General features: G+C 70.6%; 15 protein-coding genes. 10 read left to right on the forward strand and 5 right to left on the reverse strand.

Features of this window, described 5'->3' with window-relative positions; translation table 11 throughout:
• Position 1: 1 nt before the first annotated feature.
• Positions 2–1330, reverse strand: coding sequence for an ABC transporter substrate-binding protein (locus tag ACFWYM_RS40975; RefSeq protein ID WP_384849488.1), 1329 nt, complete (start codon positions 1328–1330; stop codon positions 2–4).
• Between the two features lie 187 nt (positions 1331–1517).
• Entirely contained in the window at positions 1518–2363 is an 846-nt protein-coding gene (locus ACFWYM_RS40980) for an endo alpha-1,4 polygalactosaminidase (protein WP_384849491.1), read from the reverse strand.
• A gap of 268 nt (positions 2364–2631) precedes the next feature.
• Between ACFWYM_RS40980 and ACFWYM_RS40985 the strand changes: the two genes are divergently transcribed.
• Together ACFWYM_RS40985 and ACFWYM_RS40990 are read left to right on the forward strand one after the other, a co-directional pair.
• Positions 2632–3390: a DeoR/GlpR family DNA-binding transcription regulator gene (locus tag ACFWYM_RS40985; RefSeq protein ID WP_384849494.1), complete on the forward strand. Its 759-nt coding sequence runs from the start codon at positions 2632–2634 to the stop codon at positions 3388–3390.
• A 190-nt stretch (positions 3391–3580) separates the two neighbouring features.
• The gene (locus ACFWYM_RS40990; protein ID WP_384849497.1) at positions 3581–4441 is read left to right on the forward strand and encodes an endo alpha-1,4 polygalactosaminidase; all 861 of its coding nucleotides are present in this window, start codon (positions 3581–3583) and stop codon (positions 4439–4441) included.
• A 21-nt stretch (positions 4442–4462) separates the two neighbouring features.
• On the opposite strand, the gene ACFWYM_RS40995 is transcribed toward ACFWYM_RS40990, so the two are convergent.
• Both ACFWYM_RS40995 and ACFWYM_RS41000 read right to left on the reverse strand, forming a co-directional pair.
• Complete coding sequence (locus ACFWYM_RS40995; protein ID WP_384849500.1) at positions 4463–5038, reverse strand: GtrA family protein; 576 nt, start codon at positions 5036–5038, stop codon at positions 4463–4465.
• Positions 5039–5219: 181 nt separating this feature from the next.
• A complete protein-coding gene (locus tag ACFWYM_RS41000; protein WP_384849503.1) occupies positions 5220–6233 on the reverse strand; it encodes a LacI family DNA-binding transcriptional regulator in 1014 nt (337 codons plus the stop codon).
• A gap of 160 nt (positions 6234–6393) precedes the next feature.
• On the opposite strand from ACFWYM_RS41000, the gene ACFWYM_RS41005 reads away from it, so the two are divergent.
• The 8 genes from ACFWYM_RS41005 (at position 6394) to ACFWYM_RS41040 (ending at position 17116) form a co-directional block, all read left to right on the forward strand.
• A complete protein-coding gene (locus ACFWYM_RS41005; protein WP_384849506.1) occupies positions 6394–8226 on the forward strand; it encodes a glycoside hydrolase family 2 protein in 1833 nt (610 codons plus the stop codon).
• 53 nt (positions 8227–8279) lie between these two features.
• Complete coding sequence (locus ACFWYM_RS41010) at positions 8280–9623, forward strand: extracellular solute-binding protein (RefSeq protein ID WP_384849509.1); 1344 nt, start codon at positions 8280–8282, stop codon at positions 9621–9623.
• A gap of 33 nt (positions 9624–9656) precedes the next feature.
• Positions 9657–10562 (forward strand): carbohydrate ABC transporter permease, encoded by a 906-nt coding sequence (locus ACFWYM_RS41015; RefSeq protein ID WP_384849512.1) that lies wholly within the window; start codon positions 9657–9659, stop codon positions 10560–10562.
• A 2-nt stretch (positions 10563–10564) separates the two neighbouring features.
• A complete protein-coding gene (locus ACFWYM_RS41020; protein WP_384849515.1) occupies positions 10565–11506 on the forward strand; it encodes a carbohydrate ABC transporter permease in 942 nt (313 codons plus the stop codon).
• Between the two features lie 131 nt (positions 11507–11637).
• Complete coding sequence (locus ACFWYM_RS41025; RefSeq protein ID WP_384849517.1) at positions 11638–13077, forward strand: glycoside hydrolase family 43 protein; 1440 nt, start codon at positions 11638–11640, stop codon at positions 13075–13077.
• Positions 13078–13275: 198 nt separating this feature from the next.
• Complete coding sequence (locus ACFWYM_RS41030; protein WP_384849560.1) at positions 13276–14613, forward strand: gluconate:H+ symporter; 1338 nt, start codon at positions 13276–13278, stop codon at positions 14611–14613.
• Positions 14614–14667: 54 nt separating this feature from the next.
• Positions 14668–16017 carry an enolase C-terminal domain-like protein gene (locus ACFWYM_RS41035; protein WP_384849520.1) on the forward strand — a complete coding sequence of 450 codons (1350 nt, stop codon included), beginning with the start codon at positions 14668–14670 and terminating at the stop codon, positions 16015–16017.
• 136 nt (positions 16018–16153) lie between these two features.
• The gene (locus tag ACFWYM_RS41040; RefSeq protein ID WP_384849523.1) at positions 16154–17116 is read left to right on the forward strand and encodes a hypothetical protein; all 963 of its coding nucleotides are present in this window, start codon (positions 16154–16156) and stop codon (positions 17114–17116) included.
• A gap of 76 nt (positions 17117–17192) precedes the next feature.
• On the opposite strand, the gene ACFWYM_RS41045 is transcribed toward ACFWYM_RS41040, so the two are convergent.
• Entirely contained in the window at positions 17193–18251 is a 1059-nt protein-coding gene (locus tag ACFWYM_RS41045) for a VWA domain-containing protein (protein ID WP_384849526.1), read from the reverse strand.
• Between the last annotated feature and the right edge of the window lie 47 nt (positions 18252–18298).

The raw sequence follows: 18298 nt of genomic DNA on the forward strand, positions 1-18298 counted from the left end.
CTCAACGCGGGATCAGCAGGGCGGCGTTGGCGTCTTCGGCGCAGGCGCGGAGGGCGGCTCTCGGGCTGGAGCGGTCCAGGAGTACGGAGACGACTGCCTCCCCCAGGGCCTGGGAGATGCGGGGGTAGGCGGGGTGGACGGGGCGGACGCGGGCCGAGGGCAGCGCCCGGGTGAACACCGGCAGGCCGGGGGTCCTGGTGGCGTGCTCGCGCCAGGCCCGGCTGTCCTCGCTGCCCCGGCTCAGCGGCAGGCTGCCCGCCTGCACGTCCCAACGGCTGTCCTGGGTGGGGTGGGTGAGCCAGCTGACGAAGGTGCGGGCGGCCTCGGCGCGGGCCTCGCCGTTGTCGAACACCGTCCAGGTGTCGGGGCCCGAGATGGTCACGGGGTCGCCGTCGAAGGTGGGCAGCGGCACCACGTGGTGGTCGAGCTTCGCCTGGGTGATGTCCGGCAGCTCCCAGGGCCCGGTCGGCACCATGGCCATCCGCCCGGACAGGAACACCTTGTACATCTGCTCGCTGCCCGGCTTGGGGTCGACGTAGACGCTCCCCGCGCGCACCAGGTCCCGGACGACCTCCAGGGCGCGTACGCCTTCGTCCGCGAAGCCGATGTGCTTGCCGTCCTCGGCGATCACGTCGCCGCCGAGCCCCCAGATCAGCGGCCACAGCCGCCACACGGTGTCCTCGTCGCCGGTGCCGGGCCAGCCGGTGCCGAACCGGCCCTTCCCCGGGTCGGTCAGGCGGCGGGCGACGTCGGTGAACTCGGCCCAGCTCCAGCCGGGTTCGGGCAGCTCCACCCCGGCCTCGGCGAACAGCTTCTTGTTGCAGACCACGGCCAGGCAGTCGACGACCGCTGGCATCGCACGCACCCGGCCGTTGATCGTGACGGCTTCCCGGGCCGAGGGCCAGTAACTCGCCCACGGTGTGGGCCGGTTGCGGACGTACGAGGTCAGGTCGACGACTTGCGGGCTGCGAGCGACGCTGGCCAGGTCCGAGCCGAAGACGAACGCCACGTCGGGGTAGGCGCCGGAGGCGAGCGCCGCGGTGACCTTCTGCAGCATGGCGTCCGCCAGGACGCCGCCGCCCAGGTCGACGCGGATGCCGGGGTGGGTGCGGTGGAACGCGGCGACGAGGCGCTTGATGACGGTCAGGGCGGTGTCCGTCTGCCCGTGCCACACCTGGATGGTGACCTTTCCGTCGGCCCCGACCCCGTCGGCGGCGCCCGGGCCGCACCCGGTGGCCGCTCCGCCCGCCGCCGCGAGCGCCGCGGCCGTCCCGGTGCGCAGGACGGTGCGTCGGGTCGGCGCCCCCGGCCCGCGGGGTACTGCGGTCATCACTACCTCCCTGAGGGAACACGCGCGAGATGAAGTGCCGTGCGGGCGGCGGCGGTTCACCGCCCGTACGAGGGGAGCGTTCCGCGTCGGCGACCGTTCGGCAGGTCCGGCGGACGTATCGGCGCAGGTCCGGCGGACATAGCAGCGCGGGTCCGGCGGACGTATCAGCGCGGGTCCGGCGGACGTGTCAGCAGGTCTGGCGCACGTAGCCACTGCTGCCCGCGGGCGAGACGCCGACGTCCCGGCGGACGATGCTCAACGCGCTGCCCCACTGCGCGCACGCCTTGCGCAGCCCGCTCGCGGTGTACTCGACGACGACCACGTGGTTGCCGTACTCGGCGGTGAAGTCACCGCACTCGTCGTAGGCGCCGCACTCCTCGACGACGGCGAAGTCCAGGCCGGTCTCCTTGCCCGCGCCGGCCAGTTCCCCGGTGTTCTTCTGGGCGATGGCCAGGCCCCGGCCGTGCGCGCGGTCGGCCAGCAGGGAGATGTACGCCTTGGCCTGGCCGGCCGTCAGATACGAGGAGAAGCGGGTGAAGGTGTCGTAGTTGTCCGGCTCGACGGCCTGGAACCCCTTGTCCGCACACGAGTTGATCCAGGCGCCCACCTTGGCGGCGATGCGCTGCCGCTTGTCCGCGGTGCGGATGTCGAGGACCGCCTCGCCCCAGTCCCCGTCGTAGACGACGTCCCCGTTGCCGTCGCGCAGGAGCAGGTCGTCGTCCCACTCCCCCTCCGCGCCGGGCTGGGCCTGGAAGGCGTTGACGTAGCAGATGTTGTAGAGGCCGGACGCGGGCGAGGCGCCGTGGTCCCGGCTGACGACCTTCACTCCGGACGGCGGGGTGTAGGCGCCGCCGATCTGGTAGTCGAAACCGGCGTGGACGGGCGGCAGAGCGACAGCGTTACCCGCGCTACCTGTGTTGTCTGCGTTCGCTCCGGCCGACGCCGACGAGGGGACGAGCAGGCAGGCCGCCGCTCCGGCCGCGAGGGCGGCGGTCACGGTCATGGTCCTGCGCAACACACGATTGAGGCTCATGGGAGAGCTCCAGATGTGGAGGGCACGTCCCCGCCTCGGACCCAGAACGGCCCTGGCGACTCAGTCCGGGCTCATGGCGAAGGCCAACTACCGGCTAGGCGTACCTCTGCGCCGAGTGCTCGGCATCGGCGTGCCAGGGAGTAAATCGAGCACCATCGGCCATGTCAAGAGATCGAACACGAGCGGAGAAGACCCAACTCGCGCAGAAGCACGCACACTTCATGCGCATTCAGTGATCGCGACGGCGGTACGGGGCTATGCTCGCCGCGTGCTGAGAAGCGACCGTCACAGCCGGATACTCGAGCATGTCGCCGCGCACGGCAGCGCGGACGTGAACCGGCTCTCCGTGCTCCTGGGCGTCTCACAGGCCACCGTGCGCCGGGACTTGCGGCAGCTCAGCGAGCGGCGCCTGCTCGAGCGCACGCACGGCGGCGCGGTGCTCGGCGGCCTCGGCATCGAACTGCCGCTGCGGCACCGGCTCGACCGGCGCTCCCCGCACAAGCAGGCCATCGCGCGCGCCGCCGCCGAGCTGGTGCCCGCCGGTGCCGTGGTCGGCCTGACCGGCGGGAGCACCACCAGCGAGGTGGCCCGGCTGCTCGCCGACCGCGGCCCCGTCACCGTCGTCACCAACGCCGTGAACATCGCGGCCGCTCTCGTGCTGCGCCCCGACGTCGCGCTGACCGTGACCGGCGGGACGGCGCGCAAGGAGAGCTACGAACTGGTCGGCCCCAGCGCGGAGAAGACCCTCGGCGACCACCACACCGACATCGCCTTCCTCGGTGTGGACGGCATCAGCGCGGCCCACGGGTGCACCACGCACGACCAGGTGGAGGCGGCCACCGACCGCGCCTTCGCGCAGCACAGCAGCAGGACGGTGGTGGTCGCCGACCACACCAAGCTCGGCCGCGCGACCTTCGCGAAGATCTGCCCCACGGCGGCCGTGCACACGCTCATCACGAACGCCTGCGCTTGCGAGGACGAGCTGGACGCGATCGCCGAGACGGGGGTACGGATCACCCTGGCCTGAAGCGCCCCGATGCGTTTGACGTGGTGTTTTCCATCGATTACGTTCGCTTTCGGCTGGCGTGACCACCAGCCCAGAGGCACGCCCAGCCGGTGAACCAGGCCCCGAGCCGTAAGCCCGGACCGAGTCGCCAGGACCGCAGTCCGCGTCCGAGGCGGGGACGTGTCCCTCTCCTCTTCGGAGCCCACCACTCATGCGCACCAAGCGAGTTCGCCCGCACCGGTCTCTGCTCGCCGCCGCGAGCGCGGCGGCCGTCCTCTCCCTCCTCGCCACGGCGTGCTCGGGCGGTACGACGCCCGAGACGTCCGATGGCTCGCCCGCCGCCTCCGCCGCCGTGACCCCGCCCCCCGCACACGCCGACTTCGACTACCAGCTCGGCGGCCCCTACACCCCGCCCGACGGCGTGTCCGTCGTGATCCGTGACCACACCGCCGCGCCCGCACGCGGCCGGTACGGCATCTGTTACGTCAACGCCTTCCAGGCCCAGCCCGGCGCGGAGCGGGACTGGGACGACGACCTGCTCCTGCGCGACGACGCGGGCAAGGTCGTCATGGACAAGGACTGGGACGAGGCGATCCTGGACATCAGCACCCCGGTCAAGCGCGAGCGGGTCGCTCAGAAGGTCGACGCATGGATCGACTCCTGCGCGGCCAAGGGATTCAAGGCCGTGGAGCCCGACAACTACGACAGCTACACCCGCGCCCCCAAGGGCCTGCTGACCGCCGCCGACGCCAAGGCGTTCCTGCACCTCCTCGCCGAGCACGCCCACAAGAAGGGCCTGGCCATCGGCCAGAAGAACACCTCGCCCCTGGTCCGCGACCGCAAGCAGGTCGGCCTCGACTTCGCCGTGGTGGAGGAGTGCGGCCAGTACGACGAGTGCGGCGCCTACACCAAGGCGTTCGGTGCCCACGTGCTCGTCATCGAGTACACCGAGCGGGGCCTGGACAAGGCGTGCGACGGCTGGGGCGAGAAGCTGAGCATCGTGCGGCGGGACCTGGATGTCGTGCCGGCGGGCAAGAAGGGGTATGTGCGCGAGACGTGCGGTGACCGCTGACGGACCTCTGACGGCGCCTGCTCACGAAGCCGTCGTGAGCAGCTCGCGGCGGGCCGGAGTCGTCGGCGCGGTCGGCAGGGCGACGGCGACCACGCCGTTCGTCCTGCGGCCCGCAGCGAAGACGTACAGGCGCAGGGCCAGGAAGCGGCCGATGCCCGCCAGGGCCGAGGCCGAGAGGTAGACGGACTGCTCGAGGGCCACCCCCGGCGCGCTGACGACGGCGTGCAGGGCGAGCACCGCGATCGTCGTCACGACGTACGCGGCCGCCGCGGTCCCCGCGGACTGCAGGTGGTGGCGCAGTCCGCAGCGCAGGCCCCACCGGCGGGTGCGGACCTGCGAGGGTCCCGTCCCGAACGTGAAGCGCGCGTGCAGCTCCGTCGCGAGCACCGTGGAGACGACCGTGATCAGGGCGTTGGCCAGGGCGAACGGCATTACGTCGGCGAGCAGTGCGACCAGCGCGCTGGAGGCGAGGCCGACCCCGCCGCCGCAGACGACGAAGCGCACGAAGGAGGAGCAGGCACTCGGGGTGCCGGCACGCGATGTGCCGGCGTTCGAGGCGCTGTCCTGCGTGGTGCTGTCGTGCGCGGTGCGGTTCATCGGGCCCTCCCTCTGGGTGCTCGCTCCGTCGAAGCGAGTTCCCTGACGGTCGCCGACCGCCCTGACGCAGGGCTGTCACCGCACTGACCAAGCGCTGTCAGGTCTTGTCAGGCGTTGTCAGAGGAGGGAGGGAAGAGAAGAAGGGGCAGGGGCGGCGAGGCAGGTGGCGGCCGGGGGGCCATCAGCCTCCGGTGCTCTCCCGCACGATGACCTCGTGGCCGACCACATGGTCCTGCAGCGGCCCTGCGGCGGGATCGTCGATGCGCTCCAGGAGCAGGGACACCGCGGCGCGGGCGATCTCCTTCTTGTCGGGGGCCACCGTGGTCAGGCTGGGCACGCTGAAGCGGGATGCCTCGATGTCGTCGAAGCCGACCACGTCCAGGTCGCCGGGGACGCTGCATCCTTGTTCGTGCAGGGCCCGCAGCGCGCCGAGCGCGAGGTGGTCGTTGAGGCAGAGCAGGGCGTCGGGGCGGTGCGGGACGTCCATCAGCTCTGCCGCGGCGCGGGCGCCGTCCTGCCAGTGGAACGCGTCCACCGGCACCACGAGGTCGCTGTCGAAGGGGATGCCCGCCGCCCGGAGCGCCTCCCGGTAGCCGTCGGTGCGCAGCCGGTCGGTGCTCTGGCGGCCGCGTACCGTGCCGCCCACCACGGCGATGCGGCGGCGGCCCCGGGACAGGAGATGTTCGGTGGCCTCGCGTGCGGCCCGTACGTTGTCGATGGCCACATGGTCGGTGCTCCCCTCGGCGGGGCGCTCGCCGAGCAGGACCACGGGCAGCCCGCGGTCGCGGGTGACGAGGTCGCTGGGGCGCAGGGAGAGCGGGCTGAGGATGACGCCGTCGGAGAACTGGGCGTCGAAGCCGTGCAGCGCGGCCAGTTCGCGCTCGCGGGCGCCGTCGGTCTGGTGCAGCAGCATGGTCCGGCCCCGCCGGTCGGCCTCGATCATCACGTGCTTGGCCAGTTCGGCGAAGTAGGCGACGTCGAGTTCGGGGACGGCCAGGGTGATCATGCCGGTGCGGCCCTGACGCAGTTGGCGCCCGGCGATGTTCACCCGGTAGCCGAGTGCTTCGATCGCCTCGCGCACGGCTTCGCGCGTGCGGTCCGAGACGTGCTCGAAGTTGTTGATCACGTTGGAGACGGTCTTGGGCGAGACCCCCGCGTACTCCGCAACGTCCTTGATCCTGGGCCTGGCCGCCACGCTGTGCACTCCTTTCGTCCGCCGCGCCCGTGATCGTACCGACCATCACGAAACCGCTCCGGCCCTCATCCATGGCCGCTGAAATGTTTACATCGATGTAATCGGCATGATGCCATGGCTCTCGCACCGCCTGGCATCTCCCCCACGAGCAAGGAGCACCATGCCCGCCCCGCACCCCCCTGCCCCGCCGCGCCCCGAGTACCCGCGCCCGCAGTTCGCCCGCGAGGACTGGCTCAGCCTCAACGGCGCGTGGCAGTTCGAACTCGACCGGGCCGACACGGGGCTCGAACGCGGCCTGCGGGAGCGCGCGTTGACCGGCCGCATCACCGTGCCGTTCTGCCCGGAGTCGGAGCTGTCCGGGGTCGGCGAGACGGACTTCCTGGAGGCCGTCTGGTACCGGCGGACCGTGACCGTGCCCGCCTCATGGGGCGACGCCCGGGTGCTGTTGCACTTCGGCGCGGTCGACCACGACACGACCGTCTGGGCGGACGGCGTCGAGGTCGCCCGGCACCGCGGCGGCTTCACCCCGTTCACCGCCGACCTGGGCGATGTGGCCCGCCCCGGCGAGGAGTTGACGGTCGTCGTGCGGGCCCGCGACAGCCGCCACGGCGTCCAGGCCCGCGGCAAGCAGGCCACTTGGTACGCCAACACCCACTGCCACTACACCCGGACGACCGGCATCTGGCAGACCGTGTGGCTGGAGCCCGTGCCCCGCGACGTCGCGCTGCAGCGGCCGCGCATCACGCCCGACCTGGCCTCGGGGACGTTCTTCCTCGAACTCCCGCTGAGCGGCACCGCGTCCGGGCACCGGGTGCGCGCGACCCTCGCCGACGAGCACGGCACCGTCGTCACCGCCGAGGCCCGCGCCGATCTCGGCCTGTGTCCCCGCCTGGCGCTCGCCGTGCCCGCCGAGCGGCTGCGCGTCTGGTCGCCGCAGGACCCGCATCTGTACGACCTCACGCTCGAAGTCGTCGACGCGGAGGGCAGATCGGTGGACCGGGCACGGTCGTACGCGGGGCTGCGCTCGGTCTCGATCGACGGCAAGCGGCTCCTGCTGAACGGCGAGCCGCTCTTCCAGCGCCTCGTCCTGGACCAGGGCTACTACCCGGACGGCCTGATGACCGCGCCGAGCGACGCCGACCTCGTCCGCGACATCGAACTCGGCCTCGCGGCGGGCTTCAACGGGGCCCGGCTGCACCAGAAGGTCTTCGAGGAGCGGTACTTGTACCACGCGGACCGGCTCGGCTACCTGGTGTGGGGCGAGTTCGGCGACTGGGGCTGCGAGGTCGGCGTGCGCGACGACAACCAGCGCCCCGACGCCTCGTACGTCGCGCAGTGGCTCGAGGCCGTCGAGCGGGACTACTCGCACCCCTCGATCGTCGGCTGGTGCCCGCTCAACGAGACGTACCAGCCGCTGCACGACCGCATCACCCAGCTCGACGACGTGACGCGGGCGATGTTCCTGGCCACCAAGCAGGCCGACGCCACGCGTCCGGTGATCGACGCGTCCGGGTACGCTCACCGCGTGCCGGAGACCGACGTGTACGACTCACACTGCTACGAGCAGGACCCGGCCGCCTTCGCCAAGATCATGTCCGGTCTCGCCGAGGACACCCCGTACGTCAACTCCGGCCCCGAAGGGCGCCCTTGGTCCGTGCCCTACCGGGGGCAGCCGTACTTCTGCAGCGAATTCGGCGGCATCTGGTGGGACCCGCGGGCCGCGGCCGACACGGCGGGCGACGAACACGACGCGTCGTGGGGGTACGGCGAACGGCCGCGCACCGCCGCCGAGTTCGTCGACCGGTTCACCGGTCTGACGGGGGTGCTGCTGGAGGACCCGGACATGTTCGGCTACTGCTACACCCAGCTCACGGACGTCTTCCAGGAGCGCAACGGCGTCTACCGCTTCGACCGCAGCGAGAAGGTCGACACCGCGCTGTTGCGGGACGCACAGCTGCGCGCCCCGGCCTTCGAGGACCGCCGCCGGCCGTAACCGCCCGGCCCCGCCCGGTCCTCCTGGACCGCCGACCACCTTGAGGGAGCCTCATGACCGGCATACCTGCCACCGTCGGTCGTCCCGCACCCAGCCGACGGCGCGTGCTGACGGCCGCGCTCGGCGCCGGAGCCGCGGCCCTCGGCGCCGGGGCGCTCAGCGGCTGCGGCAGTGCGCTGGCGGCCGACGAGTCGGCCGTCCGGCTGTGGGACCCGTTCAGCGGGGCCGACGGCGCCCTGTTCGACGACATGGCCCGGGCCGCGCGGCCCGGCATGGCGGGCGCCCACATCGACCGCACGGTCCTGGAGTGGGGCACCCCGTACTACACGAAGCTCGCGATGGCCTCGGCCGGCGGGCGCGGCCCGGACGTGGCGGTCGCGCACATGTCGCGGCTCGCGGGGTACGCGCCCACCGGCCTCGTGGACCCCTGGGACCTCGGCCTGCTGGCCCGGTACGGCGTCCGCCAGGGCGACTTCAGCGAGGTGGTGTGGTCCCGGACCCGGTACGAGGGGCAGACGTACGCGATCCCGCTGGACACCCACCCGTTCATCGTGTTCTTCCACCCGGAGCACGCAGAGAAGGCCGGTCTGCTCACCAAGGAGAGCGCGCTCGACCTGGACGCGTTCTCCTCGCCCGACCGTTTCCTCGCGGCGGGCAAAGAGTTGGCGAAGGCGTCCGGCAAGCAGGGCATCGCGTTCGGGTACGCCAACGACCCCGCGCAGGGCTGGCGGCTGTTCTACGGGCTGTACCGGCAGACGGGCGGCGCGTTCGAGCTGCCCGAGGGCGGCCCGTCCGAGGTGGACGTCGACCGCATGGCCGAAGTGATCGCCTTCATGGCGAAGCTGGTCGACGGGCGGGTCAACCCCCGGCGCCTGGACTACGCGTCGGGCATCGCCGCATTCTCCAACCGGCAGACGGCGATGATCCTTTCGGGCGAGTGGGAGCTCGGCACCTTCCGGGCCGCGGACAAGAAGGTGGGCGCGGCCCCGTTCCCCACCGTCTTCGGCACGCCCGCCGTCTACGCCGACTCCCACTCCTTCGTGCTCCCCCACCGCGACCGACCCGACGAGCGGCACCGGCGCCGTACGCACCGGGCGGTGGCCGCCCTCCTGAAGGCCGGTCAGATCTGGGCGGGTGCCGGTCACATCCCCGCGTACGGGCCGGTGACCCGGACCAGGGAGTACGGGGAGCTGCTGCCGCAGGCGCACTACAAGTCGGCCCAGGACCATGTCGTCCTGGACCCCTCGGTCTGGTTCGCGGGCGCGGGCTCCGACTTCCAGAACGCGATGTCGCAGGTCCTCCAGCAGGCTCTGCTGGACGGCCTGTCCCCAGGCCGTGCGGCGCGCGCGATGGTGCGGCGCCTCAACACCTTCCTCGCCAAGCCCAGCCCGGCCTGACCGGCCGCCACCCCTCTCGCAGGAGGCACCACGATGCCCTCTCCGCACGCCTCGCCCCCGGCCGGGGGCCGGCCGGTGCGACGGCTGCTGTCACCGGGCCTGCTCTTCGCGCTGCCCTTCCTCACCCTGTTCGCGGTGTTCATGGTCTGGCCGCTGGGCCAAGGGCTGTGGATGAGCCTGACGGACGCGTCCCTGTCGACGCACGCGCCCTCGTTCATCGGCGTCGACAACTTCACCGAGGCGTTCCGGGACGCAGAGATGTGGCGGGCGCTCGGGCACACCGTCCTGTTCACCGCCATCTCCACGGTCCCGCTCGTCGCCGTGGCGCTGGGCATGGCGCTGCTCGTGCACACGGGTCTGCCGGGCCAGTGGGTGTGGCGGCTCGCGTTCTTCGCGCCGTATCTGCTGCCCGTCGGCGTGGTCAGCCTGCTGTGGCTCTGGCTGTACCAGCCCGACCTCGGGCTCTACAACCATCTCCTCGACGGGCTCGGGCTCGGTCAGGTCGGCTGGCTCACCGACGAGTCGGTGGCCCTGTGGGCGATCGCCCTGACGACGCTGTGGTGGACGGTCGGCTTCAACTTCCTGCTGTACCTGGCCGCGCTGCAGTCGATCCCGGACCACCTCTACGAGGCGGCGGCGATCGACGGGGCCGGGGCGTGGCGGCGCCTGTGGTCGATCACGCTGCCCCAGCTCGGCCGCATCACGGTCGTCATCACCGTGCTGCAGGTCCTCGCGTCCCTGAAGGTCTTCGACCAGGTCTATCTGCTCACCAAGGGCGGCCCGAACAACTCCACGCGGCCCGTCGTCGAGTACGTCTACGACATGGGCTTCACCGGCTACCGGCTCGGCTACGCCTCGGCGATCAGCTACATCTTCTTCGCCCTCGTGATCCTCGCCTCCGCGCTCCAGCTCACCGCACTCCGCCGCCGGGAGAAGTGACCATGGCCTCCACCGACACCTCCGTCCGCGCCGCCTCCGCACCCCGGAAAATGCCCCCGGTGCGCCCGCCCGGGCCACCACGGCGGCCGTCGCGCGCCCGCGGCAACCTGACGCTCGGGGAGAGCCGCACCGCCCGCGTCCTGGCGACCACTGCGCTCACGGCCGCCGCCCTGGTGTGGCTGCTGCCGATGTCCTGGGCCCTGCTGACGGCCTTCAAGTCCGAGCAGGACGCCAGCGATCCGCTGCACTGGCTGTGGCCGAGGCACGGCCTCACCCTCAAAGGGTTCACCACCGTCTGGGAGCGCGGCGACCTGCCGCTGTGGATGCTCAACAGCCTGCTGATCTCGGCCGCCGTGACCGTGATCACGGTGCTCGTCTCCGCGATGGCCGGATACGCCTTCTCCCGTACGGCGTTCGCCGGGCGCCGCTCCCTGTTCGCGCTCACGGTCGCGGCCGTGCTGGTCCCGCCGCAGATCCTGATCGTGCCGTGGTTCCGGCAGATGCTGACGCTGCACCTGCTGGACACGTACGCGGCGGTGATCCTGCCGCAGACGGTGGCGCCGGTGATGGTGTTCATCCTGAAGAAGCACTTCGACTCGCTGCCGCGGGAGTTGGAGGAGGCGGCCCGGATCGACGGGGCCGGACACTGGCGGATCTTCTGGTCGGTGCTGCTTCCGCTGTCGCGTCCGATGCTCGCCGCCGTGGCGATCTTCGTGTTCATCGGGGCGTGGAACAACTTCCTGTGGCCGTTCGTGTCCACCTCCGACCCGTCCCTGATGACGCTGCCCGTCGGCATCACGTCGGTGAAGGACGCCTACGGCATCCAGTACGCGCAGTCGATGGCCTCGGCGGTGCTCGCCGCGCTGCCGCTCGTGGTGGTGTTCGTCTTCTTCCAGCGGCACATCGTCAAGTCGGTGGCGACGACCGGCCTCGGCGGCCAGTGAGCCCGGGCAGCCCACCGAGTCCGAGCGGGCCCACCGTCAACACGCGCGGACAGGCGTCCCGTTGACATGCCCTTCGCCTCTTCCCTACGGTCCTGGGGCTATGAGGTTTACATCGATGTAAGGAGCCGCCCATGCGCACCCGGCACCGCTCAGCCCTGATCACCGCCTTACTGGCCCTGCTCATCGGCCTGGTCGCCTCGCCGCAGGCCGTAGCGGACAAGCCCGCCCCCGCCGCGGCGTCGGGCACCTTCCGCAACCCCCTGAACACCGGCCCCGATCCTTTCATGGCGTACGCCAACGGGGCCTACCACCTCACGACCACCCAGGGCGACAGCATCAAGATGTGGCGTTCGAAGTCCATGTCCACGCTGCTCGACGCCGACCCCATCACTGTGTGGAAGGACACCGACGCCTCGCGCAACAAGAACATCTGGGCGCCGGAGTTCTACCGCTTCGGCGACCACTGGTACCTCTACTACACCGCCGACGACGGCACCGACGAGCACCACCGTCTGTACGTCCTGGAGTCGCAGGGCGACGACCCGGCCGGCCCGTACCACTTCAAGGCGAAGCTCGCCCCGCCCAACCACGCGAACGACTTCGCCATCGACCCGGGCGTCTTCCAGCACAACGGCAAGCTCTACCTGGCCTACAGCGGCCGCAACCCGTACCAGCACAACGGGCTCAACATCGCGCCGATGTCGAACCCGTACACCGTCTCGGGCGGCGCCGTCGCGCTCGACGGCGCCGGGGGCTGCCCCGAGGTCCGCGAGGGCCCGGAGTTCCTCCACCGCAACGGCCGTACGTGGATGACGTATTCGACCTGCGACACCGGCAAGCCCGACTACCAGCTGTGGATGATGTCCCTGCCGGACGGCGCCGACCCGCTGGTGCCCGGCAACTGGAAGCAGCACTCCGGGCCCGTCTTCTCGCGCGCCGACGACCGCGGCGTGTACGGCCCCGGCCACCACGCCTTCTTCAAGTCCCCCGACGGCAAGGAGGACTGGCTGATCTACCACGCCAAGACCACGGCGGTGAACACGTACTCGAACCGCACCACCCGCGCCCAGAAGATCAGTTGGAACGCGGACGGCAGCCCGAACCTCGGCAGGCCGCTCGCGCTGGGGGCGACCCAGGACCTGCCGTCCGGCGATCCGGGGTCGGGCAACCACTGGATCAACGACGACGGCCGGTCCAGCGGCGACGGCACCGTCTCCTACACGGGCACCTGGAACTCGGGCACGGGCTGTGCCACCCAGTGCTTCTGGAGCGACGACCACTGGAGCGACAAGGCGGGCAACACCGCCACGTATCGCTTCACCGGTACCCGGATCGCCCTGCTCTCCGTGAAGGACACCGGCAACGGCATCGCCGCGATCAGCGTCGACGGCGGCCCCGAGCAGCGCGTCGACTTCCATGGCGCGATCCGCACCGGCGAGACCCTCCAGTACCTCAGCCCCCGCCTCGCGAGCGGGCGCCACACGCTGCGCGTGCGGGTCACCGGTGAGCACAACTCCTCGTCCAGCGGCTCCTTCGTGAGCGTGGACCGGGCCGAGGTCTACACGGACTGACCCTCCCCGGCGGACAAGTGCCCTGTGTGCGGGGCGAGTCGGACGACTGAGCGCGACCGTCCGACTCGTCCCGCACACCCCTTCCACACGATCCGCCCGTGCACATCCATTGACCCACGCGATTCACGATTCTAACTTCAGTTCTCATACATGGACGCCCTGTGGACGCCGTCCGCCGCGGTCGAAGGAGAACTGACGTTGCCCCTGCTCGTCGTCGGCATCAGCGTCGTGGCCCTGCTCCTGCTCATGACCCGGCTGAAACTCAACGGCTTCGCCGCGCTGCTGCTCGTGGCGGTCGGCGTGGCCCTGGTGCGCGGCATCCCGGTGGCGGCGATACCCGACGTGCTCTCCAAGGGCATCGGCGACCAGATCGGCGACACCATGCTGACCATCGGTCTCGGCGCCATGGCCGGCCGCGTCATGGGTGACTCGGGGGCCGCGCAGCGCATCGCCGACCGGCTGCTTGCCGCCTTCGGTCCGCGCTGGGTGCAGGTGGCGATGGTCGTGGCGGCCATGCTCATCGGCGTGACCATGTTCTACGAGGTCGCCTTCGTCATCATCGTCCCGGTCGCGTTCACGCTGGTCCGCGTCACCGGCGCCGATCTGCTCTGGGTCGGCCTGCCGATGTCGATCGCCCTGTCCACCATGCACAGCTTCCTGCCGCCGCACCCGGGCCCCACCACCGTGGCCGCCGCCTTCCACGCGTCCGCCGGACTGACGCTGTTCTACGGCCTGTTCATCGCCGTGCCCGTCGGCGCCCTCATCGCCCTGGTGTGGCCGCGCCTGCCCTTCGTACGCCGCATGCGCCCCACCCTGCCCGAGGGGCTGGTCGGCGGGCGCGTGTTCAGCGATGCCGAGATGCCGGGCCTGGCCTGGTCGTTGACGGTGGCGCTGTTCCCCGTGGTCCTCATCGCCGGGGCCGCCGTGACCGACATGGCCGCGTCCGGCGACTCGCCGCTCCTGCACGTCATCGCCTTCCTCGGTTCCGCGCCCGTCGCGCTCCTGCTCACCCTGCTGCTGTCCCTGTGGGCGTTCGGGCCGCGCGTCGGCCGCAGCCTTTCGGAGGTCGCCGAGTCCTGCCGGTCCGCCGCCTCGGCGATGGCGATGATCCTGCTCGTGATCGGCGCAGGCGGCGCGTTCAAGCAGGTGCTCGTCGACGGCGGGATCTCCGACTACATCAAGGACACGACGGACGGCTGGCCCCTCTCACCGATCGTCCTCGCGTGGCTGATCGCCGCCATCCTGCGGGTGGCGCTCGGCTCCGCGACCGTCGCCGTCGTCACCGCGTCCGGGGTGGTCCTGCCGCTGCTCGCGGGCAGCGGGGCGCACCCGGAGATGATGGTGCTCGCCGTCTCCTGCGGATCGATCGCGTTCTCCCATGTGAACGATCCCGGTTTCTGGATGTTCAAGGAGTACTTCAACCTCTCCGTCGTCGACGCGCTCAAGGCCCGCACCACCTACACGACGACCCTCGCGGTCCTGGGCCTCGGCGGCGTGCTCGCCGTCGAGGCGGCCCTGGACGCGCTCAGCCTGTGACCCGATGACCGGACGACTGGACGACCGCAATCCCCTGGCCCCCGAGGAGCCTTGATGAACACCCCCGCCCGCACCGCCGCCCAGCCCACCGTGACCGGCTTCGCCGTCTATCCCGTGGCCGGGCGCGACTGCATGGAGCTCAACCTGTCCGGCGCCCACGGCCCCTACTTCACCCGCAACGTCGTCGTCCTCACCGACTCCGAGGGCCGTACCGGCCTCGGCGAGGTGCCCGGCGGCGAGGCCATCATGGCGACGCTGCGCGATGCCGCGCCCCTGGTCGTCGGCGCGACGGTGGGCGACTACAAGCGCGTCCTGCGCGAGATCGGGCTCCGCTTCGGCGACCGCGACACCACCGGGCGGGGCGAGCAGACCTTCGACCTGCGCACCACGGTGCACGCCGTCACCGCCGTCGAGTCGGCGCTGCTCGACCTGCTGGGACAGCACCTCGGCGTCTCCGTCGCGGCGCTCCTCGGGGACGGTCAACAGCGGGATTCCGTACGCGTGTTGGGCTACCTCTTCTATGTCGGCGACCCGGACCGCACCTCTCTGGAGTACGCGCGTGAGCCCGACGCCGCGGTCGCGTGGCACCGGATCCGGCACGAGGAGGCCCTCTCCCCCGAGGCGATCGTCCGCCAGGCCGAGGCCGCGCACGACCACTACGGCTTCCAGGACTTCAAGCTCAAGGGCGGGGTCCTGCCGGGCGGTGAGGAGGTCCGGGCGGTACGCGCCCTCAAGGACCGCTTCCCCGAGGCCCGCATCACCCTCGATCCGAACGGCGCCTGGTCGCTGCGCGAGGCCGTCGAGCTGTGCGCGCCGCTGGTCGGCACGCTCGCCTACGCCGAGGACCCCTGCGGCGCCGAGGACGGCTATTCGGGGCGCGAGGTCCTCGCCGAGTTCCGCCGGGCGACGGGGCTGCCGACGGCGACCAACATGATCGCCACCGACTGGCGGCAGTTGACGCACGCGCTGGCCCTGCAGTCGGTCTCCATCCCGTTGGCCGATCCGCACTTCTGGACCCTGCAGGGCTCGGTCCGCGTGGCCCAGCTGTGCCATGCGATGGGACTGACCTGGGGCTGTCACTCCAACAACCACTTCGACATCTCGCTGGCCATGGTGGTTCACTGCGGCGCCGCGGCGCCCGGCGCGTACAACGCCCTGGACACCCACTGGATCTGGCAGGAAGGACAGGAGCGGCTCACCACCGCCCCGCCGCGCATCGTCGGCGGCGAGATCGCCGTTCCCGACGCCCCCGGCCTGGGCGTCACCCTCGACCTGGACCGACTGCACGCCGCGCACGAGCTCTATCTGAAGAAGGCGCTCGGCGCCCGGGACGACAGCGTTGCCATGCAATTCCTCGTCCCCGACTGGCAGTTCGACGCCAAGCGGCCCTGCCTGGTGCGCTGAGCGGGGCGGGGCCAGGGGGACCGGGCGGGGTGTGACCGAAAAGCGACCCCTAAATGATCATGAATGGCGGCATCGGATGTATACATAAGCGGTGAATTTACGCACCTCCCTCCCCTCTGCATGCGCCCTGGCGGTCTTGGCCACGGCTCTCGTCGCCGGACCTGCCGCCGCGGCGGAGCCGTCGGCCGCCGCCGACCGGACCGGCGCACCACCGAACAACACCCTGTGCATCTACAGCACCGAGACCACGGAGAAGACCACCGGCGGCTACGTCTGGGACGTGGGCAGCCGCGCCTACAGCGTGTGGAACTCCCAGGACTTCAAGGACAAGTACGGGCAGCTCTCCTACAAGGAGCAGATGAACAAGCTGCTGTACGAACTGAACGTGAGCCAGCACGTGTTCGGCCACAGCTGGCTGGTGCACTTCAACTCCGACGGCGCGTTCCAGCGCAAGCTGGCCGGGGGCGAGGCCGCACGCTACGACACGTACTCCTTCCAGCCGCAGGACCCCGACGGCCGCAACGGCGACGGCAGCCCGGTGGACGGCATGTCCGTCAACTACACCGGCTACGACTTCAACGCGCCCGGCAAGCCCCTGGTGGAGTGGGACCGGCCGAGCCGCAAGCAGGACCGCGACGGGGCCTACTCGCCGCGCGCCGCCCGCTGCAAGACCCTCAACTCCACCCAGGAATCGGCCTTCGAGCGGGAGATCGAGCGGCGCAAGAAGGCCGACGAAAAGTACACGCTGCTGCCCACCTGGAACTACCTGCTGACCGGCGGCTGGGCCGGGTCCCCCGCCAGGAACTGCACGACGTTCGCCCTGCAGGTGTGGGACACCACGATGGCGGACTCCCCCGCCGAGCGCATCGACCCGAGCCTGCCGCTGCCCGCCACGGACCTCAACCAGCGCGGTGCCAAGGTCCCGCAGGACCTCACCCAGAGCGAGTTCTCGGCGTGGATCCCGGCGCTGGCCGGCAAGTGGATCCGCGAGAAGAACGGCATGCGGGAGGAGAACAGCGACGTTCCGCGCTTCGCTGAGGACGGCCTGACGCCGACGCCGGTGATACCGATGAAGTCGGTGAAGCAGGCGAAGCCGTAAAGAATGGGGTCCGAGGGCGAGTTCGCCTTCGGACCCCATTTCTTACTTCTCCTCGCCTCCCCTTACCGCTGCAAGGTCAGAGCATGATGAGCAGACGCGTCTTCGGCTTGAGCTTCCTGTTCACCGAACGGCTCTGCACATACACCTCCAACTTGGGATTGTTTCCCGCCTTCACGGAAACGGTCCCCTGGATTCCCGAACCGAAGAGGAGGCTGCGCGCCGCGTCTCCCGTATAAGCGCGGTCGGTGTCCTTGTCGACCACGATGACTTCTTTGTTCTGCTGGACCTGGGCGCGGGCGCCCAACTGGTAATAGCAGGCGCCGCGTTCATACGTGACTCCCGGATGCGAGTTCACGAAGGGGCGGATCTCGACCTCCTTGTCGACCTTCAGGAGCCGGTATTTGTCCGCCGGAATCGGTTCGAGGTTCGCCCGCACCTCGTCGAGCGATATGTCCTGGCCGACGGCGAACAGGTTCTTCGTGCCGCGCACGCCCTGTTCCCGCCCGCGCAGGAAGCTGGTGGCGGCGGCGCGCACGGTGCCGATGGCCTCCTCGACGCCCTTCTGGGAGTCCGCGTCCCAGATGGCGATGTTGCCGGCCGGGAAGCCGTAGTTCTGCGCGGTGCGCTTGGCCAGGGAGTTGGGCACGAGGATGGCGGACGTCCAGTGGCCCGGGAGGCCGCCCATCTTCGCGGTGATCTTGTCGAGCCAGGGGCCGAGGATCGTCATGTCGCCGTCGTGGCGTATGTCTCCCCCGGACGCATTCTCCTCACCGTCCGTCACGACGATCTGGAGGAAGCTGTGCTCGCCGTACTCCTCCCAGATATGGCCGAGGTCGTCCAGGGACTTGAGAGAAGCCTCGATCAGTGCCGTCGCGCCATTGTTCACCTTGTACAGGCCGCGCATGGACGGAAGATGCTTCACGTCCATGTCCCACACCAGGTTCTCCACCCGGTGGTCGAAGGAATAGAGGCTGATCCGGGTCTCGTGCCCGAGGCTGTCCGATTCAGCCTTGAGCCCCGCAACGAACTCATCGACGACGCGGATGAGTTGGCTCTGGTGCGGATACATGGAACCCGAACTGTCCACGACCAGAGCGACGTGGTTCACCTTGTGCTGAATCCTGTTTGCGGACACGTGTGTGCTCCCCCTCCGAGGTTCCCCGAGTGATGTATTCACTCTAT

The sequence above is a fragment of the Streptomyces sp. NPDC059009 genome, from assembly GCF_042740175.1.
Taxonomy (GTDB): domain Bacteria; phylum Actinomycetota; class Actinomycetes; order Streptomycetales; family Streptomycetaceae; genus Streptomyces.